This window comes from Haloarcula sp. JP-Z28 (assembly GCF_011440255.1).
GTDB lineage: Archaea > Halobacteriota > Halobacteria > Halobacteriales > Haloarculaceae > Haloarcula > Haloarcula marismortui.
This window is the reverse complement of record NZ_JAAOHT010000003.1, coordinates 1-25,758: the sequence shown is the minus strand read 5'-3', so window position 1 is coordinate 25,758 and position 25,758 is coordinate 1. Positions and strand designations below refer to the sequence as shown.

Below are 25,758 nucleotides of genomic sequence, written 5' to 3'. Positions count from 1 at the left end.
GGTCCAGACGAAACCCGTTTGAGCGTCGGTCCCCTCCATTCGGTAGTGACAGACGAGGAGCCAGCCGACCGAGACGACGACTCTGACTCCACCCCGGAACTCGAACTCGACGCCGTCTACGACGCCATCGACGCCGTCGGCCGTCCGCATCTGACGGCGACGGAGTTCTCTCGCAAAACGGATCTGACGCCCGACGAGGCACGGGCGGCACTGGAGCGTCTCGCCGACGACGGCGACATTGAGCGTCAGGACGTGTCCGAGGTCGAGTCCGTGTGGTATCCGACAGATATTGCCGAGGTGACCGACCGCGAGCGTGTGGTCCTGTTTCCCGACCGCCGGGAAGTCGTCGTCGAACATCCCGACCAGTTCACGCGAGCACAGCTCTCGCAGTTCGCCCGCCTGCAAGACACCAACCGCTCGGGCGGGTACGTGTACGAACTCCGCGAGGAGGATATCTGGGCCGCGCCCCACGAGTCCTTAGACGACCTTCTGACGACGATGCGGGACGTGCTGGGCGAGCGCTCGCCTCACCTCGAAGAATGGGTGACGAGCCAGTGGGAACGAGCCCGGAAGTTCCGCCTGAAGACTCACGAAGACGGGTACGTCGTACTCGAAGCTGAAAGCGACGACCTGATGGGCAATGTCGCACGCCCGAAACTTGACGACGACCACCTCCGAGCCCCCATCTCGGACTCGGAGTCGTGGGTCAACGAGGACGCGACCGCCGAAATCAAGCGCACGCTGTACGAGGCAGGCTATCCGGTCCGGGACGACCGTGATCTTGAAACGGGCGACGCCATCGAGATGGATTTGCGCCTGCGCCTGCGAGACTACCAGCAGGACTGGGTGGAGCGGTTCACCGAACAGGGCTCGGGCGTGTTCGTCGGCCCGCCCGGGTCGGGCAAGACCGTCGCCGCGATGGGTGCGATGGCCGCCATCGGCGGCGAGACGCTGATTCTCGTCCCCTCGCGCGAACTTGCGACACAGTGGCGCGACGAACTGGTCCGACACACCTCCCTGACCGACGACGATATCGGCGAGTACCACGGTGGTGAAAAGGAGATACGCGCCGTCACTATCGCCACCTATCGAACCGCCGGAATGGACCGCCACCGGAAGCTGTTCGACCAGCGCAAGTGGGGCCTCATCGTCTTCGACGAGGTCCACCACGTCCCCTCGCCGATTCACCGCCGGAGCGCGGACCTCCAGACCAAACACCGGTTGGGATTGACCGCCACGCCGACCAGAGAGAGCGACGACGAGGAGGAGATATTCACGCTCATCGGTCCGCCAATCGGGACGGACTGGGGCAAACTGTTCGACGAGGGCTACGTCGCCGAACCGGAGGTCGAGATCCGTCTCGTGCCGTGGGGGGACGAAACCGAACAGTCCGAGTACAGTTCCACGTCGGGCCACGACCGCCGACAGGCCGCCGCCAGCAACACCGGAAAAATCGACGAGATACGCTACGCGCTGGCCGAGAACCCGGCCGCGAAGGCGCTAGTGTTCATCGAGTACCTCGACCAGGGTGAGGCTATTAGTGAGGCCATCGATGCGCCGTTTATCAGCGGCGAGACGCCACACGCCCGCCGGGAGAAGCTGTTTGATGAGTTCCGCCGCGGCGAACTGACCACGCTGGTCGTCTCCCGCGTCGGCGACGAGGGTATCGACCTGCCGGACGCCGAACTCGCTCTCGTCGCTTCCGGACTGGGTGGGTCCCGTAGACAGGGCGCACAGCGGGCCGGGCGGACGATGCGCCCCGCTGGTGACGCCCGGATGGTCATTCTCGCGACGCGAGGGACGACCGAGGAGGACTTCGTCCGTCGCCAGATGCGCCACCTCGCTTCGAAGGGCATCCGCGTGACCGAGACAGAAGCCGAGGCCGTCGAGCCACCGGCAAAGACGGAGTGAGCAGGGATAGGGCTACGCTCGCGCCCGGAAAAACGCGAACACCCCACCGAGTTCGTCGTCGACGGTCTCGACGTCGGTGACGGAGAAGCCGGCCTCGGCCAGTAGCTCGCGATTGCGCTTGCGGCCGTGGAAGCTCCAGGCCATCTCGGTCCCGGTCTCCAGCCAATCCTCGTTGTTGCCTTCCCATTGTTCGTTGCCCAGCGCGGTCAGTAGCCGACCGCCCGGTTCGAGCACGCGCTCGAACTCGGCGAAGACGGCGGCGTGTTCCGCTCGCGGGACGTGGATGACCGCGTGCAGTGAGACGATCGCATCGAACGTGTCTGCTGGGAACGGTAGCGCTGCCAGATCTCCCTGACAGAGCCGCGGTTCGGGGACCCGCTTGCGCGCCGTTCGTAGCTGCTCGCGAGAGATATCCAACCCCGTGACAGTGTGGTCGGCTGCGAGAACGTCCATCGCGGGCGTCCCAGCGCCACAGCCGGCATCGAGGACCCGACTCTCGGCGGGCAGACGGTCCGCGAGGGCCGCGACCAGACCGCGCTCGCGACCCTCGCCGTCACGCTCGGCCGCGTAGGTTGCGGCGATATCGTCATAGCCCTCACGGACGATGTCGCGTCGGTTCATACGCGGTGCTCTCGACAGTCCGGAATAGCTCTTTGGGTGGTGTGTGAGCGGGTACAACCCGGTTCCACCCCTCTGATTATGTGGCTGACTGGCGCTCGAAGTTACGCTGTATCTGTGTCGAGTCGACGTGCGGTCTCGGCCACGTCCTGAATCTTCTCTGTCTGTCTTTCGTTCGTCGCCGCGAGGTCGTCGAGCTGTGCCGACATATCGTCGATGCCGCTCGACAGTTCGTCGACCATGCTGGCGACCTCTTCTGTCGACGCCGCCTGGTCGTCGGTCGCCGCAGAGACCTCCTGAATGCCCTGTGACGCCTCGTTGACCGCCGAGACGATCTCTTCGAGCCGTTCGGCTGCCGTCTCGACCTGGTCGATGCCCTCAGTCACCTGCTCGGTCACGGTTTCGAGACTTTCGACGGCGTCGACGGTCTCGTCCTGAATCTCCGTGACGGTGTCCTCGATCTGGTTCGCGTGTTCCTGTGAATCCCCGGCGAGCGTCTTGATTTCGTCGGCGACGACAGCAAACCCATCGCCAGCCTCTCCGGCGCGTGCGGCCTCGATGGAGGCGTTCAGCGCGAGCATATTGGTCTGGTCAGCGATGTCGTTTATCACTTCGACGATGTCATCGATCTCGTCGGCTTGCTCTCGGAGGCCGGCGATGTCTGTGGAAACCGTATCGACGGCGTCGTCGACGTCGTTCATCATGGCCGCGGCCTGCTGTGCGGCTTCGTTCCCGCGCTCCGCCTTTTGTTCGGCCGATGTGCTGGTACTCGCGACTTCCTCCGCGGTCGAGGCAATCTCCTCGATTGTCGCGCTCATATCCGCAACCTCGCCCGCCACTTCGTCCATCGATTCGGACTGGCTCTCGGCAGTCTCGTTTATTTGCTGGTTCGTCTGTGCGACCTCCTCGGCTGAGGCGCTCAGTTCGTCGATTGGCTCCTGTAGTCCGCTTTCGACTTCCTGCATCAGCGTTTGCTGGTCATCGATTGCCGATTCCAGACGCTGGCTGTACGAGTCGATGTAGGTGTCCATCGCGACCTGCTGGTCAAGATTCAGGAGTTTGAATACGGAGAGCGCCCGCGACTGCATTTCTTCGAGGGCCTCGTCCCGGGCAGCGTCGCCTGATTGCAGGTCTTCGACGATTGTCCGCAGGAAGTGTTCGAAATAGATGCTGTAGGCCCCAAGATATATCTTCGGGCCGAGGTCGAGCATATCGTGAATCTTCCCGATACGGGCCCGGTTCTCGAAGTACTGTTTGTCGTAGGTCCCGGCGACTAGGTCGCGGAGGTACTGCGTCTGTGTGTTTTTGAGCTGGTCGACTGACTTGGTTGACCGCCCAAAAATCTCGACAGTCTCGTCGAATGACTGCAGATGATCGTAGAAGTCGTCGACGACAGCTTCGGCTCGGGCGTTCGTCTCGTCTGCCATCGCGGTGAGATTGTCGACGTCCGACCCATCAAATCCAGTGAATTCCTTCCGCCAGCGTATCTCTCCGGCGTCCAGCCCGATACGGTCGGTGAGCGTCACACCGTCGACGCCTGCCCTGTCAGATTCAGTGATACGCGCTCGTGGGCCTGTACGCTCGTGCTGAGATGCCATGGCGAAAGGTCAACAGACATAGGGGTTATATGTTCGCCCCTAATTCTCACCATTGAGAAATATAAACAGAAGGGCCAAAAATTTGGGGTCGGCAGTCACGTCCGGCGATTATCCGGCCGCCTGTTCAGCAGTCAGAATCAGTCCTCGAATTTCTGTGGATCACGGGCTGCCTCGGCGACGCGAACAGCAGCAACGTTCTCCGGGACGTCGTGGACGCGAACGATGTCGGCCCCCCGTTCGGCCGCCAGCGTCGTCCCGGCGATGGTCGCCTCCAGACAGTCGCCCGCTTCTTGCCCGACCAGCCCGAACAGCGACTTGTGGGAGTGCCCAACCAGAATCGGGCAGCCGAGTGCCTCGAATTCCGGGAGGCGGTCGAGCAGTTTGAAATCTTCCGTGGGCGATTTCCCGAAGCCGACGCCGGGGTCGACGATAATCTGGTCGCGGTCGAGCCCGGCCTTTTCGGCGAGCAGAATGCGCTCGGTCAGCTGGTCGATGCAGTCCTCGACCACGTCGTCGTAGTGGATGTCGCTGTCCGGGTCGACTGGTGTCTCGATGGAGTGCATCACAACCACCGGCACGTCGTACTCGGCGGCGACGAGGCGCATCTCGGGGTCTTCGAGGCCGGACACGTCGTTCAGGATGTCCGCGCCGGCGTCGAGTGCCGCTCGCGCGACAGGGGCCTTCCGCGTGTCGACGGAGATGGCGACATCTAGCTCCGAAAGCCGCTCGATAACCGGGACGACGCGGTCAATTTCCTCCTCGACCGGGACTGGTTCGGCACCGGGTCGAGTCGACTCCCCGCCGATATCGAGGATATCCGCACCCGCCTCGACCATCCGCTCGGCGCGAGAGACGGCGTCCTCGACAGCGTTGTACTCGCCGCCGTCGTGGAATGAGTCCGGGGTGATATTGCAGATGCCCATGACGGCTGTCCCGTCGTCCCAGGGATACGTCGTCGACGTGTCTGGCTCTGGCTGCTGGATAGACAGCGCCGTTCGTAGTTCGTCGGTGAACGACGCGAGCCCGTCGAGCTGGCCGTCCAGCTTCTCCGCGAGGCGCTTGTACTGGGCCATCGTCGCCATCATGACCACGTCGAGGGTTTCCTCGCCCTGTCCGTCCAGCCCAGAGACGGCACATTCCCCACCCAGCGACAGCAGTTCCTCCTTGAGGTACTGAGCCTGTCGCGGCTGGACACGGGTACGCAGGACGCGGTGGACGCCCTTGCCTCGCATCCGCCAGGCCCCGGTATCGATAATATGGGCGCTCTCGATGGTTTCCCGAGCCTCGGCCAGCGAATCCACCTGTTTGGGGACTAGCGACCGTGACCAATTAGTCCGGGCCTCCCGCACGGCGTACAGCGACCCCACCACAAGGACGGCATCGCCAGAATCTGCGGCCTCGAGTGCGATATCGAGCGCTCCTGTAACGTCGCTGCGCGTCTCGACCGTGGCGTCGGTCGCGTTCTCCACCGCGGCCGCAACGACGTGGTGGGACTCCGCCCGGTCGACGTTGGGTTGGCAAGCGACAACGTGGTCCGGGTCCGGCAGCGCCGCGGCGATGCGCTCGTGGTCCTTGTCGACCATCGCACCGATGACGACGTGGAGGTCGTCGTAGTCGAACGAGGATAGCGTCTCCGCGGTGCGCTCGATGCTTCCGGGGTTATGAGCCCCATCGAGGACGACCAGCGGCGACTCGTTCATCACCTCGAACCGACCGGGCCAGTGGGCGTTTCGCAGGCCGCGTTCGAGGTCCGTCTGTGAGATGTCCGCGACTTGCTGGCACAGCGTGGCTGCGATTCCGGCGTTCTGTGCCTGATGTGCGCCCAGCAGCGGGAGGTAAGTATCGACGCGCCAGCCGGAACCGTCGACTGAGACTGCCCCTTCCAGCCCTTCACGACCGTCGTACGTGGCCGTCACGTCGGCATCGTCGCCCTCGCCGACAGTCACAACGTCGTCGGCGACCTCGCGGACGGCGGCCAGCGCGTCGCCAGTCGTCCCAGCCACCAGTGGGGCGTCCTCTGGGGCGACGTGGGCCTTGTCGTGCGCGATTTCTTCGACGGTGTCGCCGAGGATGTGGGTGTGTTCGAGCGTCACGGACGTGACAGCGCTGGCGACCGGGTCGACCACGCTCGTGGCGTCGTATCGGCCGCCGATACCGACTTCCAGCACTGCGATGTCGATGTCCTGACGGTCGAACTCCCACAGTGCCAGCGCGGTCATCGTCTCGAAGAAGGTGGGCGAGTCGCTGGCCGCGGCCTGTTCGGTCATGTCCGCTCTGACCGACTCGACGAACTCGACGAGGGCGGCTTCGGAGAGCTTCCGGCCGTTGATACGGATTCGCTCACGCACGTCGTCGAGATGTGGGGACGTGTACAGTCCGACATCGAGGCCGGCTTCCCGTAGCGTTCGTTCGACCATCCGTGCGGTAGACCCCTTTCCGTTGGACCCCGCAATCTGGACGCAGCGAAGCCCCTCCTGTGGGTCACCGAGCGACGATAGCAGGTCCTGCGTGGCATCAGTACCGGCTCGCGGGGCGAACCGGCGCAACTCGAAGAGGAAGTTCGCGGCCTCGTGGAACTCCATGGTCGGGCTATCGGAGCCGCTCGCTTTAGCCTGTCGGACTGGCACGTGTCTCCGGCGTGAAGGCGCCCCGAACAGCCCGCCAGCCGTCGGCCTTCGGTGCCCTGCGAGCGACAATTACGCCTGTTCGTTCCGGTCGCGCGTGGCCCACCGACCGAGCGCGCTCGACAGAATCAGGAACGCGGCCCCAAGCAGCGGTGCCGGGTCGATCTTCGCTTCCGGCCGTTCATCCGTGTCTGTCTCATCGTGCTCCGGTTTCTCTCGCTCCAGCGTCTCCGCTCCCATCTCAGACCCGGTGACGCCAGCCGGCTCGGTCTCTCTCCCGCGGTCCTGCTGTCGATGCCCGGACTCAGTTTGTGGCATCTCTGCGGCCAGCGTTGTCTCCTTGGTCTCCGGGGTCTGCGTGTCCTCGGCCTCTTCTACCGCTGCTGTCGGCTCGAACTCCGTTTCGGTTGGCGATGGCGTGTCAACGGCTGACTCGGCCGGTGATGCCGTCGCATCCGGGCCTTCCGTGTCCCATTCCGACGCATATTCGTCAGCACTACCAACATCGGTTTCGTCAGCGTTGCGGCGACGGTACCACCAGAGGCCGACCGTAGCCCCGCCCAGCGCGATGAGGGACAGCCCCGTGCCGAGCAGCCCCCACTGTCGCCACAGCGACCCGAGGCGGTCCGTGAGACTGGGGCCGGAATCCTCGGCCTCATCCGGCTCTGCTGGTCCCGGTGATGGGACAGCAGTGGCGTCGTCGACAACAGCGACGCCGGGAACAGCGTCAAGCACCGAGGCGACGGCGTCCCGTTCCACCTCGACTTCAAGAAACGTGGGTGCGTCCATACCTGACCTGTCGTCGGGCGACCATGTAAAACCCGCTCAGTGCTATTCCCGTGCCGGCTCGTATTCGGTGTCGGTCGCCGTGGGCCGCGACAGGTCAGTCGCGATGTCGTCATCCAGCAGTTCCGTCCCCGTCCTCTCGCCCTCGCCGAGAAGCGCCTGCAGTTCCCGCTCGTATTCGGCCTCGGAGAGTTCCCCTTCGACGTACCGACGCGTCAGCGCCTCGTGTCGCTCCTCAACCGTCGGCTCCGGTGGCGCGAACACATCGGAGAGCCCAAGCGACGCCAGCGGTGGAATAATCGATTCTAGACGGCCGAGACCACCAGCGACGCGCTGGCTCTTCGGAACCGACGCCCGCCGGGCCAGCGCACGGACCAGCGCGACCGACAAAACGATATCGACGCCCACGAGCAACAATGTGCCAAGCAGGAACGTGGCAAACGTCTGGACAACCGCGCCGCCACCGAGAAGCGCCCCGAGTGTTGCCACGACACCAACGATCCCAATCCCGACGGTCCCCAGTGTCGTCAGAACGACGGCGGCAAACAGAAGCAGCAGCCGGTTATCTTTCACCCAGTTCACACCAACGATAGCCGGAGGGCGTTAAAATGGTTTGTGTCAGCGCTCGTTCTCTCGTGACTCCGGATCGGTTCTGGGAACTTCGTCAGTTGCCGGGACGTATGAGCGGCCGGAGGCGGACCATCCGCCCCAGACCCACTCTCGGAGAGTGAGCTGGCGCTTGGGTCCTTCGTCCCGCGCCGTTTCGAGTCGCCGTTCAGTCGTATGGAAGTAGTTGACGACGGTCACGAGGACGACGCCACCGACGGAGTTGCCGAGGAGTACCGGCAGAACGAACTGCCAGAGGCCGACAGATAGCGCCAGTTCGCCGATGAACACCAGATAGAACATCTCCGTCGCGGAGACGACGACGTGGTAGAGGTTTCCGAACGGAATCGCCAGAAACGAGATGTATATCAACACGAGCCGCGAGATGCTGTCCCGTAGCGAGTAATCGACCCAGACGACGCCGGCGACGATGAGGCCGGCGAACACTGCCTTCGAGAACAGCGTTATCTGGGATGTCTCGATAGCTTTCTGCGCGAACCCGGCGGCAGCCGCCGCCGCGTCGGCGGAGAGAACGTTGGTCGTCGCCAGCGCGAGCGCGCCGAGCATCCCGCCAAAGACGTTCGAAATCAGGACGACACCCCAGATGCGAAGCAACGAGGGGAGGCTCGCCAGCCGTTCGAGGACGAGCGCGACCGGCGGGAGCGTATTTTCGGTGTAGAGCTGATAATCCCCGAGAATGATGAAAACAAACCCGAGCGGATACAGGAGCGCGCTCAATATCGGGTCGCCACCGGTTTTCGCGTACAGCGACGCGTACAGCATGAACGTCACGGTGATAGCGAACCCGCCAGCGATCCCGGCGAAGAACAGCTCGCGGGTCCCAACTGTTACCTCCTCGTCTGCCGCGACAATGATGCGCTGGAATATCTCGTCGGCGGAGAACCGGTCCCGGATGACACTCCCACCCGCCGGCGCACCGCTTCGAGAGACGTCCACAGCGTCGCGGACAGCCTCCTCCCTGTCTTCATTATCTGCCATCGGTCGCTGATTCAGTATCCGGTATCAAACCTCTTTCGTTGCCGATAGTCAGCCCGGCAACGCCCCGGAAAAAGTCCGCCATCAGTCGTGACGGAACCACCGATAGACTCGCTGCACTCGTCTATCGAGGTTCGGACACCCCCTCGTTACTGCTCAGTCGTGTCTGAACGACCGCTGACCGGTGAACACCATCGCGATGTCGTGTTCGTCCGCGGCCTCGATGACGCTCTCGTCGTTCTTCGAGCCGCCGGGCTGGATGACCGCTTCGATACCGGCGTCGGCGGCCTCCTCGATACCGTCCGGGAACGGGAAGAAGGCGTCCGAGGCCATCACAGCGCCCTCGGCGTCTTTCCCTTCTGCGTGCTCGTCGGCCTTCATCGCGGCTAGTCGGACGGCGTCGACCCGGGACACTTGCCCCATGCCGATGCCGACCGTTTCCGTCCCGTCAGCGCAGAGAATGCCGTTGGACTTGACGTGTTTGAGTGTGTGCCAGGCGAACAGCATCGACTCGATCTGCTCGTCGGTCGGCTCGCGCTCGGTGACGACTTCAAGATCGTCGACTGAGAGGTGCTGGGTGTCCCGCTCCTGAACGAGTCGGCCCCCAACGAGGGGCTTTTCGGTCAGGCTGTCGGTAACCTCGAAGTTCTCGTTCACATCGAGAACGCGGAGATTGTCCTTCTCGAACAGCACGTCGAGCGCGGCGTCGGTGTAACCGGGCGCGACGACGACCTCCTTGAAGGAGTCGATAATCTGCTCGGCGGTGGCGGCGTCACACTCGCGGTTCAGCGCGACGATGCCGCCGAAGGCGCTCATCGGGTCCGTCGACAGCGCCTTCTCGTAGGCGTCGGCCACGGAGTCGGCGGTCGCACAGCCGGCCGGGTTGGTGTGTTTGATGACCGCGGCGGCAGGTTCCTCGAACTCCTTGATGAGGTTCAGCGCGCCGTCGGCGTCATTGTAGTTGTTGTACGACAGCGCCTTCGCGCCCTCGTTCAGCTGGTCGGCGTGGACGACGCTGGCCTCCGAGACGGTCGTGTCAGTGTACAGCGCGGCGTTCTGATGGGGGTTCTCCCCATAGCGCAGACTCGATGCGAGGTCATCCGAGACGATGCGGCGGGCAGGGAAGTCTCCGCCCTCGTCGCCCTCTACTGAGACCGTCCCTTCATCCCAGTCGATGGTGACGCGGTCCTCGGCGAACCACTCGATGACGCGCGGGTAGGCGGTGAACTCGCCTTCATAGAGCACGCGCTCTTTGAGACTGTCCTCGTCGTCACCTTCGAAGACGGGAATCGGTTCCTGCGTGACGATGGGGCCGCCGTCGACGCTTTCATCAAGGACGTGGACGGTACAGCCCGTCACCTTCACGCCGGCGTCGAGGACCTGCTCGTGGGCGTTCGCCCCGGTGAAATTCGGCAGGAGACTCGGATGGACGTTCAACGCGGTCGGTGTCCCTTCGAGGAACGTCTCGCTGAGGACGCGCATATAGCCGTCCAGCGTGACGAGGTCGAAGTCGTACTCCGAAAGGGCGTCGAGAACGCGCTCCTCGTGGGACTCGCGCGATTCGTCCGCGTCGCGCTCGACGACTTCGGTCGGGATGCCGCGTTCGGCGGCTGCTTCGAGTACCGGCGCATCTGCGTCGTTAGTCAGAACGACGGCGAACTCCGCCCCGCCCGGGGCGCGGTCCGCGATGTTCATGAGATTTCGGCCGCGGTTACTGGCCATACCGGCGAGTTTCATGTGGGACTGACCGACCGGACCGTGCAAAGTTGTTGCGAAACCCCCGGCTGGACTGTTGTGTGCGACCACGCCACATTAGCTATGTCTGTATTCTCGGCGTGTACCGGTTCGGTGCGCATTTGTAGCCCGCCGCCAACTCGCCCGTATGGCGAAGCTACGGTGTCAGCGCGCGGGTGCGGTCGCCGCCGTCGGTGGTGTCGTCTGGGTTGGCTGGGCCGTGGTGCTGTCCGCGACCGGTCAGACCGAAATGAGTACCTCCATCCTCGCCGGAACCGCCCTCTCCGCACTCGGTGTCGTAGCCGGTCACTATGCCATTGAGGATTTCTACGGCGCACGGATGAAGCGGCCAGGGACCATCGGTGCGTGGGCCGGCGGCCTCGGCGGCCTCGTTTTCGCCGTCGGACAACTGGTCCGCCTCCTCTCCGGTGGTGGCGAGGCGGTCATCGCGGTCGGCGTACTCGTGCTGGTCAGCGGGTCGTTACTGGTCACCGTCGGTCTCGTCAGGACGCGCATCCAGCCGCCGTGGCTGGGCGTGTTGCTTGGCCTCGGGACTATCGCGTTCCTCGGGTTCGAAGTCCAGCCAGCGGCGGCAACCGTCTACGGCCTCGCGTGGGTCGCACTTGGACAGGACCTCTATCGCTTTGACCCACCGGATGGCCGCTTTGGCGATGCCGACGGCGACTACGGCTGGCTGAGTTGAGGATTGGCCGCTAGCGGGACCATCTCTTCACTCTCTGTCGAAGGTATTTCGATGTGGACGAAAATATGGCTACTTGATATGTGTCATCGGCTTCGGCAGCAGCGGCAGTTATCTGAAATTATTCTGGACTTAGATTGACGCAGCCGAGTAACCACAGTATCAGGGGTGCAGACCTCCTCGCTCGCGAAGATATTGTAGCTCAAAAACCATAATATTCATTAGTAAGATATCCTATGTTAATAGTGTAATGCAAGCAGTACTACTAGAAGAGTTTCAGGAGCCGCTAACAGTACAAGAAGTCGAACGCCCCGAACCGGAGCCGGACGGTGTCGTCGCCGAGGTCATCGGCTGTGGTATCTGTCGGTCCGACTGGCACTGCTGGCAGGGGGACTGGGACTGGTTCGGGTACCGGCCTGACCCGCCACACGTCCTCGGTCACGAGCCGACAGGCCGGATTGTCTCTGTCGGCGAAGACGTCGAAAACATCGAGGAGGGACAGGAGGTCGCCATTCCGTTCAACTTCGCCTGCGGGAACTGCGACCTCTGTCGAAACGGGCGGGAAAACATCTGCGAGAACCACATCGGTCTCGGGTTCATGAACCAGGCACCCGGCGCGTTCGCCGAGGAGGTCCACATTCCCAACGCCGACCTCAATGCCGTTCCGCTCCCGGACGACATCGATGCGGAGTCAGCCGCCGGCATGGGCTGTCGGTTCATGACTTCCTTCCACGCGATGGCCCACCGGGCACCGGTCAGTGCTGGTGACGACGTCGTCATCCACGGCTGTGGTGGCATCGGGCTCTCGGCGGTCCATATCGCGAACGCTCTCGGCGGCAACGTCATCGGCGTCGACCTGATGGACGAGAAACTGGACCGCGCCGAAGAGCTTGGCGCTGTCGCCACTGTCAACGCACAGGAGGTCGACGACCCCGCAAAGGCGGTCAGGGACATCACTGACGGCGGGGCCGACGTATCCGCAGACGCCCTCGGTATCGCAACGACCTGCCAGAACGCCGTAAACTCGCTCCGCAAAGGCGGGACGCACGTCCAGATCGGACTAACCACCAGCGAGGAGGCGGGGATGGTGTCGCTCCCGACCGACGAGTTCGTCGCCAAAGAAATCGATTTCAAGGGGTCACTCGGGCTCCAGCCATCGCGGTACAGCGAAATGCTGGACATGGTGGAATCGAGCAAGCTCGACCCGACCGCGCTGGTCGAGGACACGGTCGACATCCATCAAGTGCCCGACGAACTGGCCGCGATGAGTGACTACAACACGGTCGGTATCCCGGTCTGCAACGAGTTCAGCAATTAACGACGCGCCCCTTTTTTACCGAACCCCCGTTTCTGCCCCGTTCCACCGTCACGCCACGCGTCGCAACTACACCGCGTCGCGGTTGCGGGAGAACGACACGCTTTTTCGCGCCTCCCGCGCACACTCGGGTATGACCGAGAGAGGGCCACTGGCCGCTGTTTCGCCGCTCGATGGCCGATACGCCCGCTACACCGAACCGCTCGTCCCGTACGCTAGCGAGCGGGCGCTGATGCGCGCCCGCGTGGAAGTCGAAGTCGAGTATCTCATCGCGCTTGCCGACCTCGACGCCACACCATTGTCAATCGACGATGGTCAGCGCGCGACACTCCGGGCGCTGTACGAGGAGTTCGACGACGAGGACGCGAGCGTCGTCAAGCAACTCGAAACTGAGGGGTACGGGGAGTATTCGGCGACCAATCACGACGTGAAGGCCATCGAGTACTTCATCCGACTGGGTATGCCCGACGACCTCGATGCCGCCAACTGGATTCACTTCGGGCTGACCAGCGAGGACGTGAACAACCTCGCCCAGCGGCTGCTGGTCAAGCCCGCCGCTCAGGAGGTGCTGATTCCCGAACTCCGCGAGATTCGGGATACGCTGGTGGAGATGGCCCACACCTACGCTGACGTGCCGATGCTGGCCCGCACACACGGCCAGCCTGCGACGCCGACGACGTTCGGCAAGGAGATGGCGGTCTACGCCTCGCGGCTGGGGCAGGCCATCGGTCGTGTGGAGCGTGCTGCTGAGGGCCTCTCCGGAAAGCTCGCCGGTGCGTCGGGAACCTACGCGGCCCACGTCGCCGCCTACCCTGACGTGGACTGGCCGACGTTCGCAGAGTCCTTCGTCGGCGGCCTCGGACTGGAACACGAACCGCTGACGACACAGGTCAACCCCTGTGACGACCTCGCGGTCCTGTTCGACGCGTTCCGGGGCGCGAACAACATCTTGCTTGACCTCGACCTCGACGTGTGGCTGTACGTCTCGGACCGCTATCTCGGGCAGGAGGCCGTTGAGGGCGAGACTGGGTCCTCGACGATGCCTCACAAGGTCAACCCCATCGACTTCGAGAACAGCGAGGGGAACCTCTCGAAAGCGAACTCAGACCTTCGCTTCCTCGGCGACTACGTCACAAACTCCCGGCTCCAGCGGGACCTCTCTGACTCGACGGTCAAGCGCAACATCGGGGCCGCCTTCGCCCACTGTCTCATCGGCTACAGCAAGTGCCAGAACGGGCTGGCGAAGGTCGTCCCCAACGAGCAGGTAATGGCCGACGACCTGGCTGGGACGCCAGAGATCATCGGCGAAGCCGTCCAGACGATTCTTCGCCGCGAAGGGTACGCTGACGCCTACGAACAGGTGAAGAAGGCGACGCGGGGCCGCGAGGTTACTATTGAGGACTTCCACGATATGTTCGCCGACCTCGACGTGAGCGACGAGGTGCGGGCCGAACTGGAAGCGCTGACGCCGACCGATTACACGGGCATCGCGGAGCAGCAGGCCGACAACAGTTGAGGAGCGCTGTCTGGTCGACACCGTTTTCGGGTCGACACGTCCCCCCGCGGTAAACGCAACTATCACGAGTGTGGCCGCCTTCGTTGGCGATAGATGGTCTTCGGCACTGACACGCGGGTTCTGACGCTCGCGTTCGCCCGGATGGCGGACGCGCTGGGGAACTCGTTTCTCATCATCGTTCTCCCCCTGTACATCGCCAGCGGACAGGTGTCGCTCGCCGGTATTGCCGGCCAGCAGATACTCGGGTTCACGCTTCAGACGGAGACGCTGATCGGACTGGTGCTCTCCCTGTTCGGTCTGCTGAACAGTTTTGGCCAGCCGTTTACCGGGCGACTCTCAGACCGGACCGGCAAGCGCCGGGTTTTCGTCCTTACCGGACTGGTACTGTTCGCTATCGGGAGCGCGGCGTACCCGTTCCTCTCTTCGTACTGGACAGTCCTTGCCGCGCGGGCGTTCCAGGGCCTTGGCGCAGCCTTTACGATTCCAGCGACGGTCGCGCTGGTCAACGACTACGCCGCGAGTGACGCCGAGCGGGGCGGGAACTTCGGCGTGTTCAACACCTTCCGGCTCATCGGCTTCGGCTTCGGGCCGATAATCGCTGGCGTCGTCATCACCGGCGGACTCGCCGCGAACGACGTGGTGACCTACCGGATCGCCGGGACCGCGATATCCGGCTTCACCGCCGCCTTCGCTATCGCCGTGTTGGGCGCTGTTGTGAGCCTTGCCCTCGTGTGGGCGCTGATTCAGGACCCGCCGTTCGAGGCAGAGGCCGGAAAAGACCTCTCGATAGCGATTCTGGACCGGGACGGCGAGGGGCTGGATTCGGTGTTCGTCCTCGGTGTCGGCACGTTCATGATGGCGTCCACCATCGCGCTGTTTGCCACGCTCGAAGGCCCGGTTCGAATGCGGCTGAATGAGTCGACCCTGTTTTTCAGCGTCCAGTTCGCCGCCGTCGTCATCGCGAACGTCGTCTTTCAGGTGCCCATCGGGCGGGCGAGCGACCGGTTCGGACGCCGGCCGTTCATCGTCGCCGGGTTCGTCATCCTCGTCCCGTCGGTGTTCGCACAGGGAATCGTAACAGGTCCGTGGCTCATGCTCCTGGCACGGTTCGTTCAGGGCATCGCCGTTGCGCTGGTGTTTGCCCCGTCGCTCGCTCTTGCCGGTGATCTGGCCGGTGCCCGCGGGTCCGGAACGACGCTGTCTGTCCTGACGATGGCGTTCGGCCTCGGCGTCGCTATTGGGCCGCTGGCGTCGGGCCTGCTGTACAACTTTGGGTCGTTCAGTACGCCCTTCACCGCGGGTGCCGCGCTCGCGTTCGTTGGACTTGTCCTGACGTACACGCAGGTCGAGGAGACGCTAGACCTCGGGCAGGAGTCGGACCAGCCGGCACCGCAGGACTGAGAACGAGGACTGCGACCGACTGCTCAGCCGGCCGTCAGCCACGAAGACAGCTAACCGGAACGATTAGGATGTACGATTCCATATAATGTGGTATGTTCACAGACCGCTCGGATGCGGCGCAACAGCTTGTAGCCGCGCTGCGCCAGCGGGATGTCGCCGGCGATGTCGTTGTCACGCTCGCACCGAACGGCGTCCCGGTCGGCAACGTGGTCGCTGACGCGACCGGACTTCCAATGGATGTCATCGTCATACAACGTATACGCGCGCCAAACCACCCTGAGTTGACTATTGGGGCCGTCGCGCCGGGCGGCTTCTCGTGGATTAACAGCCCGATGATGCGGTTCCTCGACGTGAACTGGGAGTACGTGCAGGAGGCGAAGACGCACGCGAGCGACACTGTTGAGTCACGAGCGGTCAACTACGGCGAGACGTGGGGGCCGCTTGACGTGGCCGGCAAACGGGTTCTGCTGGTCGATGATGGGATTCCGACGGGGGCGGCGATGCGTGTCGCAATTCAGCGTCTGCGAAAGGCAGGTGCGAACGAGGTTATCGCCGCTGCCCCCGTCGCACCGCCGGACGTGCTTGATGAGGTGCGGCGGTGGGCCGACGACGTCGTCGTCCCGCTAAAACCGGCGGCGTTTCAGGCGACTTCGGACTACTACGAGGAGTTCGACAGCGTGACAGACGAAGACGCGACCACGGCGCTCTCTGACCTCGTTCAGCGGCGGTCAGCGTAGGCCAGTCCGTCGGCGAGGCCGTGGCTTAGACCAGCCGTTCGACTGTCTCCCGCACAGCTCGTGCGGCGGTTCGAACTTCCGAGAGCCGGACGTACTCGCGTTTCGAGTGCGCGACAGCACCTGTTTCGTCGCTCAGGTCGCCGGGGCCGAACACCACAGTCGGCCCGTTGTTTGCAAAATACGAGGCTTCTGTCGCGGCCCCGAACTGCCGGACCGCGCCGCCGCTAGCTTCCTGCAGTGTGCGGACCAGTTCGGCGTCGGTGTCGGTCGCAAACGCCTCGGGAAACGGCGTATCCGGGCGGATGAGGTCCACGGTGAGGCCCATCGATTCCGGGAGCCACTGTTCGAGGTGGGCCTGCAGGTCCGCACAGAATGACTCGCTGGTCTCCGGCGGGACGCTCCGCCGGTCGAACGTGATAGTGCATTCGGCTGGGACCTGATTGGTCGCCTCGCCGCCCTCCACCATCGACGGGGTGAGAATGGGGTAACCGAGCGTTTCGTGTTCGCCCGGCCCTTTCTTTTCCTCGTAACTCTCCATCGCCTGCAGTATCGGCGCGGCAGCCCGAATCGCGTTGTGGCCGCTGCCGGGGTCGGCGGCGTGGGCACTCTCGCCGTGGATGGTGACCGTCCCCTCGAACTGGCCGCGGGCGGCCGTACACACATCGAGGCCAGTCGGCTCGCCGACGATGTAGCCGTCAGCGTCGATGGTGTCAGCGAGGTGTGCGCCGCCGGTCTGTGTCGTCTCCTCGTCGGTAGAAATCGCCAGTGTGACCCGGCCGTCGTCGGGCGTCACGGTGAGGAACGCATCGAGGAGTGCCGCGAGCGGCCCTTTCGCGTCGCAGGCTCCGCGGCCACAGACGATGTCGCCGTCCCCGTCACCGCCAGAGCCATCAATACTCTCGTCTGGCCCCGGCGGCTCCGTCCGCCGCTCGTAGGGCAGATGCGGCGGCACGGTGTCGATGTGCGTATTGAGCAGGATATGCGTTCCGTCGTCGTCGCCCCGCGAGACGACGACGTTCCCGAGGTCGTCTATCTCCGGGTACTCGCCGGCGTCTTCCAGCGTGTCGACCAGCAGCGAGCGCATGTCGTCGACGTGCTCGTCTGACCGCGTTTCGACGGCCCGCCGGTGGAACGATGGGATGTCGAACGCCATTACCGTTCCATGCGGGTCACGTCCGCCAGCGTCTCGCGTTCCCGCACGACTCGCGTCTCGCCGCCCTCGAAGGCAACTTCTGCCGGCCGTGGCTGGGAGTGGAACTGGTTCGCCAGTTCGTAGCCGTACGCACCGGCGTTGCCGATTGCCAGCAGGTCAGTTCGCTCGGGTCGAGCGAGCGGTCGGTCAGTGCAGAACACGTCGGCGCTCGTACAGCACGGACCACCAACGGACACCGGTTCGGCTTCCCGGTCCGGCGCGGTGACGTTCCGAATCGGGTGGTAGGAACCGAACATCGCTGGCCGGATGAGCGTCGCCAGCGAGGCGTCGACGCCGACGACCGTCGCCGCCGGCGTCTCCTTGACCGTGTTGACCTCGGTGAGGATGCACTCGGCGTCGGCGACGACGTAGCGGCCGGGTTCGAGTTTGACCTGCGCGTCGAGGTCCCCGACCGCCTCGCGGACCTTCTCGCCCACGACCTCCATGTCCAGTGGCTCGACGTCTTCTCGGTACGGCACGCCGAAGCCGCCGCCGAAGTCGACGAAGTCCAGTTCCGCGCCGTCGGCGATGACTTCTCGGCCCATGTCGGCGACCTTCCCGATGGCCCGACAGTGGTCGTCGAGGTCGTCGTGAAGGACGCCGCTGCCGGCGTGGGCGTGCAGGCCGACGAGGTCGAACCGCTCGCGCACGTCGGCCGCGACCTCGGGCACCTCGTCGTAGGGAATGCCGAACTTAGCGTCTTTCCCCGTCGCGACCTTCTCGTGGTGGCCCGTCCCGATACCGGGATTGATGCGGATGGCGACCCGGCCGTCGTAGCCCCGCTCTTCGAGGCGGTCGAAGGTGTCCCGCGCGCCCCCCGTAATCGTCAGCCCGGGGTGCTCTGCCGCCAGTTCGACGGCACGGTCGAGGTCGCGGTCCGGCGGATTGACGGCCGTGTACTGGAGCGTGTTCGGGTCTGCGCCGGCGTCGATAGCCCGCTGGAGTTCCCCCCAGGCGGCACACTCGATGTCAGCGCCTGTCTCAAGCAGTTTCGACAGGACGGCCTGACCGGTGTGGGCCTTCGCGGCGTACATGACGTGGGCGTCGGGAAACGCCGCGGCGAACCGCTCGTAGTTCTCGGCGACGCGGTCGAGGTCAACGACGTACAGCGGCGTGCCGTGCTCGGCAGCTACCGCCTCCAGACGCTCGTGGTCCCAGTCCGCGAGGCGGCGGACCGGCGGCGAGTCGTGGCTCATTGGGGAAACCACGGTGTCGGCGGCTAACAAGGGTTCCGTTTCGATACACGGAGCGCCCCAACTGGCCATCTCGCTATTGGCTGACGCCTAGCTGGGGCCGGCGCTGCACGCAACAATCGTCTGTCGGGACTCAACGATGCGTTGGTACGTGCGCCATGTACTTCGATTCACGCAAACAGTACTGTTGCCGGACGCTATCCCCGGTCACTCTGTGCGTTCTGCCGACTGCCCTCGAACGTGTACGACACCGTCGTTTGTCACATCGATGCGGAGTGGCACCTGCACCGTGTCTTGCTGAATCGCCCCATCGACGGCGTCATCGATGAGTTGCAACAGATTCGAGGAGCCGTAATTGACCTCCACACCGGCCTCATCACAGGCGGCATACACCGTCGGTGGAATATCGTAGATATCGGTCCCGGCCTCGATGTCAACACAAACGGGTGCGGTCAGGGTGTTTGCGAAGGCGACCGTCTGGCGTGCTTTTTCGACGTTTTCTCTCGCATTGCGCTCGATACTTGAAATATTCGCACGTGACGTGCCGAGCAACTCCCCGATATCACTCTGACGAATATCATGTTCGCGGAGCGCAAGCACCTCCGCCTGACGACGCGTTAGCACGCTCTCGTCCGCATCAAAGCCGACAGCAGCGAGCAGTTCGTCCGGGTCGATTCGCTCATCCATAGCCACAGGTCGGTAGCTGGACTGAAAACAACGTTGTTGCCAGCCGCGAGCGTCCATCCAAGGCCGTACTAAGTAAGGTGGACTGACCCTGAGCGACAGCACAGACTGCTGACTGCCGAGTTCACTGTTCGGTAACGGACACAGCGCCTGGCGACTGCCAGCGGGTCACGTCGCCGCTTGGGTGGCGTGCCATGACAATCGATTCGGCGTCGTGTGACCGGGCGAACCGCTTTACGACGGCAGCTTCGGCGAAGTCATCCGGAGCGTCGATGTACACCCGTCTGGTCAGCCCATCCGTGTGCAGTGACACCCACCCCGCCAGCGCCAGTTCGGTTTTGGGGTCCAGTGTTCCCTCAGCAGCGTCGGGCACCACCGCCCGGTACAGTCGCTCGTGCATCCCTGACGGGACGATGTATTTCGTCCCGTCGGGGGCGATGGACACGTTGGTGGCCTCGATCTGTCCGGGCGGGACATGCGGGAACGGGACGGTCACATCAATCGAGTGAGATATTCACCGTCTTCGTCTGCGTGTAGTGGTCGATTGTCTCCTGCCCGATCTCTCGACCGATTCCCGACTGTTTGTATCCGCCGAACGGCTGGCCTGCCGGGAAGTCGTTGTAGGTGTTGACCCAGATGTTCCCCGCCTCGATGTCTTTTGCACACTGGTGTGCCTTCGAGAGGTCTTCTGTGAGGACTCCTGCTGCGAGGCCGTAGTCGACATCGTTAGCCAGTTCGATCATCTCATCGTACTCGCTCCAGCTGAATACTTCCTGAACCGGGCCGAATATTTCCTCCTGGACCGCTTTGCTGTCGTGGTCAATCTCGTCAATGAGCGTCGGCGCGACGAAGCACCCATCCGAAAGGGCCTCGTCGTCCGGCTGACTTCCCCCAGTGACGAAGGCTGCCCCCTCTCGTTCTGCCTCCTCGATGTAGCCCAGCGTCCGCTCGACCTGCTCCGCGGTCACTTTCGGGCCGAGGTCTGTCGACTCAAGCAGTGGGTCGTCAACAGTCAGGTCCTCAGCTGCAGCCGCAAGCTCATCCAGGAACTCGTCTTTGATATCTTCGTGCACGAACAACCGTGACCCGGCACAGCAGCACTCACCAGTATTAAAGAAGATCGACGTAATCGTCGTCTGGACGGCCTGTTCCAGGTCTGCATCAGGGAACACAACGAGCGGACTTTTTCCGCCCAGCTCCAGCGTCACGTCGGTGATGCTTTCGGCGGCGCTTTGCATTACTTTACTCCCGATTTCTGTCGATCCAGTGAATGCTAGTTTCCGGATGTCAGGGTGTTTCGAGAGTGGCTCTCCTGCTTCCGGGCCGAACCCGGTGACGACGTTAACGACGCCGTCTGGAATCACGTCCTCCGTGATTTCCATCAGTTTGAGAATACTCAGCGGCGTCTCCTCAGCGGGCTTCAGTACGACCGTGTTCCCAGCCGACAACGCCGGCGCGAGCTTCCAGGCCGCCATCAGGAGCGGGAAGTTCCACGGGATTATCTGTCCGACAACCCCGTACGGCTCCCGGAGTGTCTGGACGTGGCGGCTATCGTCGGTTTCAATAGTCCGTCCCTCGCCCGACCGGGCGAGACCTGCGAAATACCGGAAGTGGTCGATAACGAGGTCAATATCGATCCGAGCCTCGGTAATCGGTTTCCCGTTATCTAAACTTTCGAGCTTTGCGAACTCCTCGCTTCGCTCCGCAATGGCGTCTGCGATACCGTCCAGCATCGCCTGACGTTCGCCTGTGGATAGCTCGCTATACGTCTCATCGTATGCGTTCCACGCGGCCGCAACCGCGCTATCAATATCCTCGGCTGTGCCGGCTTGCACTTCTGCAAGCGTTTCACCGGTTGTCGGGTCTATTGTTTCGAATGTCTCCCCGCCGCTGCTCTGGACCCATTCGCCACCGATGTACAGTTCCCGCCGATCCGGCAGCACCTCGTTTGCCGCCTGTTCGTGCCGCTTCTTTATCGCTGACTTCCGCTCTGTGGCGCTTTGTTGCTTGCTGTCACTAGACATATCTACGACCAATATTCCATGCCGTTAACACTTAAATCTGCATGGTGGTGTAGCCAGTAGCAATTACAAAATGCTGGTTTTTAGAAGTAGTGAAACTAGTATTGGTTTCGCTGTGCCAAACACAGTGCTAAATTACAATCGACCTGTCGCCCGGGATACCCCCGAAGAACGTCGTCGGGAACCACTGTCGACCTATCCCCAAATGTCGGATAGTCAATACAGAAATACTCGCTCGGGTCCAGCCCCAGCAGCCGATGCCCACGTTCTGAGTTCCGGTGCTTCGCGCGCTTCCGCCACACTTTGAGTGTGGCTCCTGTCCTCGTCGTTTCCAGCGTCATCTCCTCCACTGGCGACGACACCGCCGCGTTTCGAACCGACCGCTTGGATCGGACGGGTACAGCCCGATTCACACTCCTTGGGTAGTATTCTCGTTGCCCGATAATATCAACCTATATTTATTATCTTTCCAATATAATTGGGCCGTATGTCTTCCAGACTTTCAAGCGGTGGCATCCGGGTCGCGACGCTCGCGGTCGTCTCGCTCGTTTTGCTCTCAGCTGTGACTGGTACCGTCGCCGCGCAGTCGTATCAGGGAGCAAGTGGAACGATAGTCATCGGACCTGACGAGACGTACGACAGTGTCGAGGGGGTCGCCGGAACGGTCATCGTCCGCGGGACGGTGACCGGCGACATCGCAACCGCAGCGGGAACCGTCCACGTCACCGAGACCGGCGAGGTGGGCGGCAACATCGAAGCTGCAGCGGGGACCGTCCGCATCGACGGCACCGTCGGCGGCGACGTGAGCGTCGCCGGCGGCACAGTCGAGATCGGTGAGACGGCACAGATCGACGGAAACCTCGATGTGGGCGCGAGCTACCTCGCGCTTCGCGGGACAGTCGACGGGACCGTCCAAGCCGGCGCGGAGGAGTTTGTCCTCGGGCCGACGGCGTCGGTCGGCGGCGATGTCCGCTACGACGCCGCAACGTTCACCCGCGCCCCCGAGGCCGCGGTCGGTGGAAGTGTGGTCCGGGACGAAAGCATCGGCGCCAGCGCCGGTCCGGAGTTCGGTGAGTTCGCGCTGCCGTCGTGGGTCGGCGTCGTCTACGGCCTGTTCGTGAACCTCCTGCTGGGCGTGATCCTACTGGCTATCTTCCCGTCGTTCTCGGCGCGCGTCGCCGGCCACGTCGCGGAGCGCCCGGCCAAGTCCGGCGGCGTCGGCCTGCTGGCACTCGTCGCCGTTCCCGTCGTCCTCGTTGTCCTCCTGTTCACCATCGTCGGCATCCCGCTCTCGCTCGTCGGTGCCGTCGCCTTCGGGGTCACGGCGTGGGTCGCGGTCGTCTACGGCCAGTTCGCCATCGGGTCGTGGGCGCTCTCGCTCGCCGACCGGGAAAACCGCTGGCTCGCGCTCGTCGTCGGCCTCGTCGGCTTCGCTCTCCTCGGCGCGATTCCAGTCCTTGGCGGCCTGCTCGAACTGGTCGCGTTCCTGCTCGGCCTCGGTGCCCTGGCGCTCACGCTCCGAGAGTCATACCGAAACCGCGGCGCGGAGCCATCTGGAGGCCGGCAAACGACGCTTGATGAGAGCGCCGGCGACACCGCTGCGGCGTGAACGCCGGCTGACGGAGTTGCGACGACGGTCACGCCTCGCTCGCCACGCTGTCGGGAGCCCTGCGACCCCTGGCCGCGGCGTAGGTCCAGCCGAGGAGCAGCCCGTAGGCGAGGTGGGCGACGCCGACCGACGCCACGACGAGGACGCTCCCGAGCATACCTGGCAGCGGGACCAGCGGCTCCGGGAACGACTGGACCCCCAGCGCACTCATCGAGACTGGGAGCAAGAACCCTGTCGAGAGCAGACCAATCGCGGCTGCGAAGACCACGCCGGCCGCGACGCTCTCCCCGACGGACTCGATCTGGCTGTGAAACACCGGCCGGGAAACGACGAACGCGAACAGCAGGCCGGCGAGGGCGCTGTTCAACAGGTGGACGACCCATCCGCCGACCACGGTCGGCCAGCCGTACAGCGCCCCGATAAACGGCATGAGGTTCGCTCCGGCGTGGAACACGACGCCCATGCCGACGCCAGCGACCAGCCCGCTCACACCGCCAGCGACCCATCTGTACTTCGTCACCGCAGAGAGGCGAGAGACGGTATGTCTCTGGCTCATGCGACATGGTTTGTAGTATGGTAACAAATATACAGACGATTGTTCACGCCGCGGTAACGAGTGCTTGTTCGCGCGGCCATAGCAACACATCCGGTGACGATGCCCACCGTCACCCGGAGACGATACTTCACGGCTCACGACGGTTGCTCTGTCGAGAGCCGCGGTTCGCGTACCCCTCGCTGCTCCACGGCTCCCCCCGGTCGCCGTTCCGCCGAGGTTCTTCGCTTCGCTCAGAACCCCGCTACTCGCGGGTCACTCCGTTCCCCGCTCGTTGTTCGAGGCGCTCGCGCCTCGCTACTCCCGAAGCGCGTCTTCTCTCTCTGTCGCTTCCAGCGTCTCCTTCTCCACATCGGTCGCCACGACAGCAGGCTTGTACGCCCCGCCGGGGATCAGGTCGTTCTCACCGACCGAGGAGTCGACGAAGCGCTGGAACGCGCGCCGCTCCGGCGGCAGTTCGCCGTACAGTACTTCATCCTCGACGAGGTCGTACACCGGAATCCGGGGTGTCAGGAGCGTGTTCTCGCCGACAATAGACCCTTCGCCGACGACGAACCCGCTGGTGACACGGCAGCCAGCGCCCAGCGACACCTCGTCCTCGACGATAACCGGCGCGTTTTCGACCGGTTCGAGCACGCCGCCGATAAGCGTATTTGCGCCGAGTTTGACGTTCTCGCCGATCTGTGCGCAGGAGCCGACGGTATCACAGGAGTCGACGAGCGTGCCGTCGCCGACGTGCGCCCCGATGTTGACGAAGGAGGGCGACATCATGATACAGTCCTCGCCGAGGTACGCGCCCCGGCGGATGGTCGTCCCGTCCGGCGTGTTGCGAGTCCCGCGCTCGCCGAGGTCCGCGGTCTCTCGCAGCGGGAGTACATCGTGGTAGTCAACGCCGCCGTACTCGCGAGCGACGGTCTCGCGGAGGCCGAAGTTCAGCAGAATCCCCTGTTTGACCCAGGCGTTTGCCTCCCACTCGCCGCCGGACTTCTCCGCGGCGCGGACCTCACCGGCTTCCAGCGCCGTGAGGAACTCCGCAAGTACGTCGAGATGGTCGTCAGTCGCGTCGGTCGCTGAGAGGCCGTCCTGTTTCCGCTCCCAGAGGTCGTCGATGTCCGCTTTGAGGCTCATGGGGTTCACTATTTCGCGGATGGTATTACTTGTCGGGGTTTCGACTCAGAGTGTCTACCAGCGGCGCGAACGTCCAGCAGTACAGCTACGTCGGTGGCGACAACCAGAAGTGGACGTTCGAGCGGCTGTAGCCTTCGTATCGCCGTCCCATCCGCATGAAGCCCCACTGTTCCGGGTGATGCCTCAATGCGGTCGACCGCGAGTACTGCGACCGAAACGGTTCGCAGTCAGACACCAGTGCTCCGGCGGCAGCTAGTACCGCTTCAGTCGGCCCCGTGACCGGGAATGTAGCCACACTCCGGGCACATACTGATTCGCGGGGCCGTTGCTTCGAACGAGGTTGCACATCGGGGACAGTCGGACGCGGGGAGTCGGACGGATTGGTTCGTAGCCATACCAGATTGTTGCAGAGAGCGACGTATAAGGGTAATTCTAATATTTATCGTAGTGTACTAGGCTGTATAATCGGGTATGAAGATCACAGCGTCAACCGTGCTACGCGTCGACAACGTCGCCGAACTCGTACCAGCCAGCGCCACGGCCGACGAGCCACGCCGCCGCATCGAGTGCGCCGGCGGAGAACACGCCGCGGTCTTCGGCCCGGTGTGAGAGCGAGAGGACTTCGTCATTGCCGGCCAGTACGAGTTCGTGCTCCCCGCGAACGTCGCCGGCCCGGCGAGCGAACACGCCGATTTCGTCGTCTTCACGGGGGGCGTGCCCTTCGCGGCCGTACACTGGTTCCACGTCGCGCTCTTCCTGAATTACGTCGAGGATGCTGCTGGCCGTTCCCGACGGGGCGTCGACTTTGCGGTTGTGGTGAGTCTCCATGAGTTCGA

Annotated in this window: 24 protein-coding genes; 8 read left to right on the top strand and 16 right to left on the bottom strand. The window is 63.6% G+C overall.

All coding sequences use genetic code 11. The features are described from left to right. Positions 1-45: 45 nt before the first annotated feature. Positions 46-1,911 (top strand): DEAD/DEAH box helicase, encoded by a 1,866-nt coding sequence (locus G9463_RS02505; protein ID WP_004963031.1) that lies wholly within the window; start codon positions 46-48, stop codon positions 1,909-1,911. 12 nt (positions 1,912-1,923) lie between these two features. Here G9463_RS02505 and G9463_RS02500 read toward each other — a convergent pair whose 3' ends face one another. From G9463_RS02500 to purH, 7 genes are all read right to left on the bottom strand, one after another. Continuing rightward, positions 1,924-2,532: a class I SAM-dependent methyltransferase gene (locus tag G9463_RS02500; protein WP_165895878.1), complete on the bottom strand. Its 609-nt coding sequence runs from the start codon at positions 2,530-2,532 to the stop codon at positions 1,924-1,926. Between the two features lie 101 nt (positions 2,533-2,633). Next, positions 2,634-4,127, bottom strand: a complete 1,494-nt coding sequence (locus G9463_RS02495; RefSeq protein ID WP_121302637.1) for a globin-coupled sensor protein — start codon at positions 4,125-4,127, stop codon at positions 2,634-2,636. 137 nt (positions 4,128-4,264) lie between these two features. Continuing rightward, positions 4,265-6,709 (bottom strand): dihydropteroate synthase, encoded by a 2,445-nt coding sequence (folP, locus tag G9463_RS02490; protein ID WP_165895877.1) that lies wholly within the window; start codon positions 6,707-6,709, stop codon positions 4,265-4,267. A gap of 114 nt (positions 6,710-6,823) precedes the next feature. Then, positions 6,824-7,540, bottom strand: a complete 717-nt coding sequence (locus G9463_RS02485; RefSeq protein ID WP_165895876.1) for a hypothetical protein — start codon at positions 7,538-7,540, stop codon at positions 6,824-6,826. Positions 7,541-7,582: 42 nt separating this feature from the next. Next, entirely contained in the window at positions 7,583-8,119 is a 537-nt protein-coding gene (locus G9463_RS02480; protein ID WP_165895875.1) for a hypothetical protein, read from the bottom strand. A 36-nt stretch (positions 8,120-8,155) separates the two neighbouring features. Further along, entirely contained in the window at positions 8,156-9,142 is a 987-nt protein-coding gene (locus G9463_RS02475; protein WP_004963016.1) for a formate/nitrite transporter family protein, read from the bottom strand. A gap of 153 nt (positions 9,143-9,295) precedes the next feature. Then, positions 9,296-10,876 carry a bifunctional phosphoribosylaminoimidazolecarboxamide formyltransferase/IMP cyclohydrolase gene (gene purH, locus G9463_RS02470; protein WP_165895874.1) on the bottom strand — a complete coding sequence of 527 codons (1,581 nt, stop codon included), beginning with the start codon at positions 10,874-10,876 and terminating at the stop codon, positions 9,296-9,298. A gap of 145 nt (positions 10,877-11,021) precedes the next feature. Between purH and G9463_RS02465 the strand changes: the two genes are divergently transcribed. The 5 genes from G9463_RS02465 (at position 11,022) to G9463_RS02445 (ending at position 16,542) form a co-directional block, all read left to right on the top strand. Beyond that, positions 11,022-11,576, top strand: a complete 555-nt coding sequence (locus G9463_RS02465; RefSeq protein WP_004963012.1) for a hypothetical protein — start codon at positions 11,022-11,024, stop codon at positions 11,574-11,576. Positions 11,577-11,823: 247 nt separating this feature from the next. Further along, complete coding sequence (locus tag G9463_RS02460) at positions 11,824-12,891, top strand: zinc-dependent alcohol dehydrogenase family protein (RefSeq protein ID WP_165895873.1); 1,068 nt, start codon at positions 11,824-11,826, stop codon at positions 12,889-12,891. A gap of 130 nt (positions 12,892-13,021) precedes the next feature. Then, entirely contained in the window at positions 13,022-14,404 is a 1,383-nt protein-coding gene (gene purB / locus G9463_RS02455; RefSeq protein WP_165895872.1) for an adenylosuccinate lyase, read from the top strand. A gap of 93 nt (positions 14,405-14,497) precedes the next feature. Then, the gene (locus G9463_RS02450; protein WP_165895871.1) at positions 14,498-15,805 is read left to right on the top strand and encodes an MFS transporter; all 1,308 of its coding nucleotides are present in this window, start codon (positions 14,498-14,500) and stop codon (positions 15,803-15,805) included. A 92-nt stretch (positions 15,806-15,897) separates the two neighbouring features. Next, entirely contained in the window at positions 15,898-16,542 is a 645-nt protein-coding gene (locus G9463_RS02445; protein WP_165895870.1) for a phosphoribosyltransferase, read from the top strand. Positions 16,543-16,567: 25 nt separating this feature from the next. On the opposite strand, the gene G9463_RS02440 is transcribed toward G9463_RS02445, so the two are convergent. The 5 genes from G9463_RS02440 to G9463_RS02420 all read right to left on the bottom strand — a co-directional run bounded on the left by G9463_RS02440 (position 16,568) and on the right by G9463_RS02420 (position 21,635). Further along, a complete protein-coding gene (locus tag G9463_RS02440; protein ID WP_165895869.1) occupies positions 16,568-17,695 on the bottom strand; it encodes a M20 family metallopeptidase in 1,128 nt (375 codons plus the stop codon). Then, positions 17,695-18,930 carry a diaminopimelate decarboxylase gene (lysA, locus tag G9463_RS02435; protein WP_165895868.1) on the bottom strand — a complete coding sequence of 412 codons (1,236 nt, stop codon included), beginning with the start codon at positions 18,928-18,930 and terminating at the stop codon, positions 17,695-17,697. Before lysA ends, G9463_RS02440 begins: the two co-directional genes overlap by 1 nt. Before the next feature lie 204 nt (positions 18,931-19,134). Continuing rightward, on the bottom strand, positions 19,135-19,614 hold the full coding sequence (locus tag G9463_RS02430; protein WP_004962990.1) for a Tfx family DNA-binding protein: 480 nt from the start codon (positions 19,612-19,614) through the stop codon (positions 19,135-19,137). 121 nt (positions 19,615-19,735) lie between these two features. Next, positions 19,736-20,107 carry a hypothetical protein gene (locus tag G9463_RS02425; protein ID WP_165895866.1) on the bottom strand — a complete coding sequence of 124 codons (372 nt, stop codon included), beginning with the start codon at positions 20,105-20,107 and terminating at the stop codon, positions 19,736-19,738. 1 nt (position 20,108) lies between these two features. After that, on the bottom strand, positions 20,109-21,635 hold the full coding sequence (locus tag G9463_RS02420; RefSeq protein ID WP_004962982.1) for an aldehyde dehydrogenase: 1,527 nt from the start codon (positions 21,633-21,635) through the stop codon (positions 20,109-20,111). A gap of 484 nt (positions 21,636-22,119) precedes the next feature. Between G9463_RS02420 and G9463_RS02415 the strand changes: the two genes are divergently transcribed. Next, positions 22,120-23,241 (top strand): polymer-forming cytoskeletal protein, encoded by a 1,122-nt coding sequence (locus G9463_RS02415; protein WP_165895865.1) that lies wholly within the window; start codon positions 22,120-22,122, stop codon positions 23,239-23,241. A gap of 28 nt (positions 23,242-23,269) precedes the next feature. Here the strand turns inward: G9463_RS02415 and G9463_RS02410 are convergent, their stop codons facing one another. Next, positions 23,270-23,797: a hypothetical protein gene (locus G9463_RS02410; protein ID WP_164734739.1), complete on the bottom strand. Its 528-nt coding sequence runs from the start codon at positions 23,795-23,797 to the stop codon at positions 23,270-23,272. Between the two features lie 294 nt (positions 23,798-24,091). Further along, positions 24,092-24,922, bottom strand: a complete 831-nt coding sequence (locus G9463_RS02405) for a 2,3,4,5-tetrahydropyridine-2,6-dicarboxylate N-succinyltransferase (RefSeq protein ID WP_165895864.1) — start codon at positions 24,920-24,922, stop codon at positions 24,092-24,094. A gap of 29 nt (positions 24,923-24,951) precedes the next feature. Here G9463_RS02405 and G9463_RS23950 point away from each other — a divergent pair, with 29 nt between their 5' ends. After that, positions 24,952-25,053 carry an RICIN domain-containing protein gene (locus G9463_RS23950; protein WP_165895863.1) on the top strand — a complete coding sequence of 34 codons (102 nt, stop codon included), beginning with the start codon at positions 24,952-24,954 and terminating at the stop codon, positions 25,051-25,053. A 132-nt stretch (positions 25,054-25,185) separates the two neighbouring features. Here the strand turns inward: G9463_RS23950 and G9463_RS24245 are convergent, their stop codons facing one another. Beyond that, positions 25,186-25,317 (bottom strand): hypothetical protein, encoded by a 132-nt coding sequence (locus G9463_RS24245; RefSeq protein WP_255458637.1) that lies wholly within the window; start codon positions 25,315-25,317, stop codon positions 25,186-25,188. A gap of 100 nt (positions 25,318-25,417) precedes the next feature. Beyond that, positions 25,418-25,758: 4-hydroxy-tetrahydrodipicolinate reductase (locus G9463_RS02395; RefSeq protein WP_305037710.1), on the bottom strand; the 341-nt coding region annotated here is incomplete at its 5' end.

Coding starts and splice junctions, on each gene's coding strand:
- G9463_RS02415 (WP_165895865.1), top strand. CDS start 22,120: ATGTCTTCCAGACTTTCAAGCGGTGGCATCCGGGTCGCGACGCTCGCG.
- G9463_RS02485 (WP_165895876.1), bottom strand. CDS start 7,540: ATGGACGCACCCACGTTTCTTGAAGTCGAGGTGGAACGGGACGCCGTC.
- G9463_RS02410 (WP_164734739.1), bottom strand. CDS start 23,797: ATGAGCCAGAGACATACCGTCTCTCGCCTCTCTGCGGTGACGAAGTAC.
- G9463_RS24245 (WP_255458637.1), bottom strand. CDS start 25,317: ATGGCTACGAACCAATCCGTCCGACTCCCCGCGTCCGACTGTCCCCGA.
- G9463_RS02405 (WP_165895864.1), bottom strand. CDS start 24,922: ATGAGCCTCAAAGCGGACATCGACGACCTCTGGGAGCGGAAACAGGAC.
- G9463_RS02500 (WP_165895878.1), bottom strand. CDS start 2,532: ATGAACCGACGCGACATCGTCCGTGAGGGCTATGACGATATCGCCGCA.
- G9463_RS02440 (WP_165895869.1), bottom strand. CDS start 17,695: ATGGCGTTCGACATCCCATCGTTCCACCGGCGGGCCGTCGAAACGCGG.
- G9463_RS02475 (WP_004963016.1), bottom strand. CDS start 9,142: ATGGCAGATAATGAAGACAGGGAGGAGGCTGTCCGCGACGCTGTGGAC.
- G9463_RS02430 (WP_004962990.1), bottom strand. CDS start 19,614: ATGGATGAGCGAATCGACCCGGACGAACTGCTCGCTGCTGTCGGCTTT.
- G9463_RS02495 (WP_121302637.1), bottom strand. CDS start 4,127: ATGGCATCTCAGCACGAGCGTACAGGCCCACGAGCGCGTATCACTGAA.
- G9463_RS02450 (WP_165895871.1), top strand. CDS start 14,498: ATGGTCTTCGGCACTGACACGCGGGTTCTGACGCTCGCGTTCGCCCGG.
- G9463_RS02445 (WP_165895870.1), top strand. CDS start 15,898: ATGTTCACAGACCGCTCGGATGCGGCGCAACAGCTTGTAGCCGCGCTG.
- lysA (WP_165895868.1), bottom strand. CDS start 18,930: ATGAGCCACGACTCGCCGCCGGTCCGCCGCCTCGCGGACTGGGACCAC.
- G9463_RS02465 (WP_004963012.1), top strand. CDS start 11,022: ATGGCGAAGCTACGGTGTCAGCGCGCGGGTGCGGTCGCCGCCGTCGGT.
- purB (WP_165895872.1), top strand. CDS start 13,022: ATGACCGAGAGAGGGCCACTGGCCGCTGTTTCGCCGCTCGATGGCCGA.
- G9463_RS02460 (WP_165895873.1), top strand. CDS start 11,824: ATGCAAGCAGTACTACTAGAAGAGTTTCAGGAGCCGCTAACAGTACAA.
- G9463_RS02420 (WP_004962982.1), bottom strand. CDS start 21,635: ATGTCTAGTGACAGCAAGCAACAAAGCGCCACAGAGCGGAAGTCAGCG.
- folP (WP_165895877.1), bottom strand. CDS start 6,709: ATGGAGTTCCACGAGGCCGCGAACTTCCTCTTCGAGTTGCGCCGGTTC.
- purH (WP_165895874.1), bottom strand. CDS start 10,876: ATGAAACTCGCCGGTATGGCCAGTAACCGCGGCCGAAATCTCATGAAC.